Origin of the sequence: Azospirillum sp. B506 (assembly GCF_000333595.1) — a bacterium.
Lineage (GTDB): Bacteria > Pseudomonadota > Alphaproteobacteria > Azospirillales > Azospirillaceae > Azospirillum.
The window spans coordinates 1-2,610 of the sequence record NZ_BADK01001092.1 but is presented as its reverse complement, the minus strand read 5'-3'; the positions used below and the strand labels follow the sequence as shown (position 1 = coordinate 2,610).

Annotated in this window: 2 protein-coding genes; one reads left to right on the top strand and one right to left on the bottom strand. The window is 66.7% G+C overall.

Annotated elements, in window-relative coordinates; all coding sequences use genetic code 11:
• The first annotated feature begins 186 nt into the window (after positions 1–186).
• On the top strand, positions 187–1,401 hold the full coding sequence (locus I71_RS33640) for a DUF2252 family protein (RefSeq protein ID WP_307189046.1): 1,215 nt from the start codon (positions 187–189) through the stop codon (positions 1,399–1,401).
• Here I71_RS33640 and I71_RS33635 read toward each other — a convergent pair.
• Positions 1,377–2,495 (bottom strand): CCA tRNA nucleotidyltransferase, encoded by a 1,119-nt coding sequence (locus I71_RS33635; RefSeq protein ID WP_244434214.1) that lies wholly within the window; start codon positions 2,493–2,495, stop codon positions 1,377–1,379. The two genes, I71_RS33640 and I71_RS33635, sit on opposite strands and share 25 nt — an antisense overlap.
• Positions 2,496–2,610: the final 115 nt, after the last annotated feature.

The following is a 2,610-nucleotide window of genomic DNA, read 5'->3' as shown; positions in this document are numbered from 1 at the left end:
TGAGTGCACTTTCTTGTATCCAGGGCTTTAGGGGCTGTGCGCGCTATGAAGAACGGCGACGGCAACATTGACCGTATGCGGCGGAGCGTCCTCTAAGGGCAGGATCATTGTGGGTTAACCGGTTGCGGCATAGCGGATGGTATGCGCATTGCCCATCTCCGGTGTCGCAACTTCTGACCCGGATGGATGATGTCGTCGAAGAACCACTCCACCTCGCCCGATCAGCGTCAAGCGGTCCTGTCCCAGCGTCGCAATCGCAAGATGGCCGAATCCGCCCACGCCTATGTACGTGGCAGCACGGTGAAATTCTACGAATGGCTGGATCAGTCGGGCGGCAAAGTTCCGGACGGGCCGCCGGTCTGGATTTGCGGCGACTGTCATGTCGGCAATCTGGGGCCGGTCGCCAATGCCAAGGGTCGCATCGACATCCAGATTCGTGACGTCGACCAGACGGTGATCGGCAACCCAGCCCATGACCTGATCCGCCTCGGTCTGTCGCTTGCCACCGCCGCGCGCGGATCGGACCTGCCCGGCGTCACCACGGCGCTTATGCTGGAACAGATGATCGACGGCTACATGATGACGCTCGACGGGGAACTCGGAGGCGATACCGTCAGGAAAAAGCCGTCCGTCGTCCGTGTCGGCATGCGCCAAGCCGTCGGACGCACCTGGAAGCATCTGGCGAAAGACCGCATCAAGGATATCCGCCCGACCATTCCGCTCGGCAAGCGCTTCTGGCCGCTGACCGACGAGGAACGCGCTGCCATTAAGGAACTGTTCGCCAAGGATCAGGTGCGCCGCCTGGTGACCGCCCTGCACTCCCGCAACGACAATGACCGGATCGAGTTGCTGGACGCCGCCTATTGGGTCAAGGGCTGCAGTTCGCTCGGCCGGCTACGGGTGGCGGTGCTGCTCGGTGTCGGCGAGGGCCATTACGACGAGGGCGGCCTCAGTCTGATCGACATCAAGGAGGCGGTACAGGCCGCCGCTCCGCGTGCCACCAGGAATGGTATGCCGCGCGACAATGCCGACCGTGTCGTGACGGGCGCGCAGAATCTCTCGCCCCACCTCGGCGACCGCATGCGCCCTGCCCGCCTGCTCGACCGTGCCGTCTTCCTGCGCGAGCTGCTGCCACAGGATATCAAGCTCGATTTCGACCATCTGACCCGCGAGGAAGCGACCCGTGCCGCCTTCTTCCTGTCCGCCGTGGTCGGCAAGGCGCATGCCCGCCAGATGGACGAAGCGACCCGCAAGTCATGGCGCAACGAGCTGGCGCGCAACCGCACCAGGAGCCTGGATGCGCCGTCCTGGCTGTGGTCCAGCATCGTCGATCTGATCGTCGGCCATGAGGCGGCCTATCTGGAGCACTGCCGCCGTTACGCCGAGCGTCCGGACGGCTGACCGGTAAAGCCACGCGCCATCTCCAGGCAGGCGGCGCGGTCCGGCCGGAAATCCCCGGCGATCCACCACGCCTCGACCCGCTTCAGCGTCTCGCCAACCGCCGGTCCGCGCGGGACGCCCAACTCCAGCAGGTCACGGCCGGCGACGGGCAGCTTCAGGTCCGGCAGATCGCCGGCCACCGCAATCGCCCTGCGCAGAATGGTGAGGTCCAACGGTCCCCTATGCAGTGCGGCGGCGATCAGCAGCAGGTCGCCGAACAGCTCAGCATCGCCCAGCCGATAAAGCGCCTGACGCAGGCTCCTGCGGTCATCGGAGGGCGCCACCACAACCGGTGGCTCGACCTGGGCCAGCAAGCGGTCACGTTCACGGTTGGACAGGCGCAGGGCCTCCGCGGCCCGGAGCGCGCCCTGCCGGTCGCTGTCCAGGACCGCGGCCAGCCGACGGGTGGGATCGGGTGTCACCCCAAGATCGCACTCCACCGCAATCAGCCGCTCCAACCGGTCGGTGTCCATGGCTTCCGGCAGCAGATGGACCATGATCCCCTGCCCCATCATCATCCGCCAGACCGCGGCGGCGCAAGGAGCGGTCAGCAGGCGGAACAGCTCCCCGCGGACCCGCTCGCCCGACAGGGTCGGCAGACGCGGCGCCATTTCTCGGCAGGCGGCCAGCGCCTCGGCATCCGGCTCGCCGCGGCCGTAATGGGCGTGGAAGCGGAAGAAGCGCAACAGGCGCAGCACATCCTCCTCGATCCGCCGATGCGCGTCTCCGACGAAGCGGACGCGGCCGGCGGCAAGGTCGACCAAGCCGCCGAACGGATCGAACATCGCCCCGTCCGGCGTGCAGCTCAGCGCGTTGATGGTCAGGTCGCGGCGGGCGGCATCCTCGATCCAGTCGTCGGTGAACTCGACGCGGGCATGGCGGCCGAAAGTCTCGACATCGCGCCGCAACGTGGTGATTTCGTAGGGTTTTCCGCCGCACAAGGCTGTCACGGTGCCATGGGCGATGCCAGTCGGAATGACGCGGATCCCGGCGGCCTGCAGCAGCTCCATCACCCGCTCCGGCGGAGCATGGGTGGCGATGTCGATGTCCTTCACCGGACGGCGAGCCACGCATCGCGCACGCAGCCACCGACGAAACGCGCGTCGGCGCCGCCCAATGCCAAGGCATCGAACAACGCGAGGCTTTCGGGAGCGGTCATCCAGGGCTGGG

Coding starts and splice junctions, on each gene's coding strand:
- I71_RS33640 (WP_307189046.1), top strand. CDS start 187: ATGATGTCGTCGAAGAACCACTCCACCTCGCCCGATCAGCGTCAAGCG.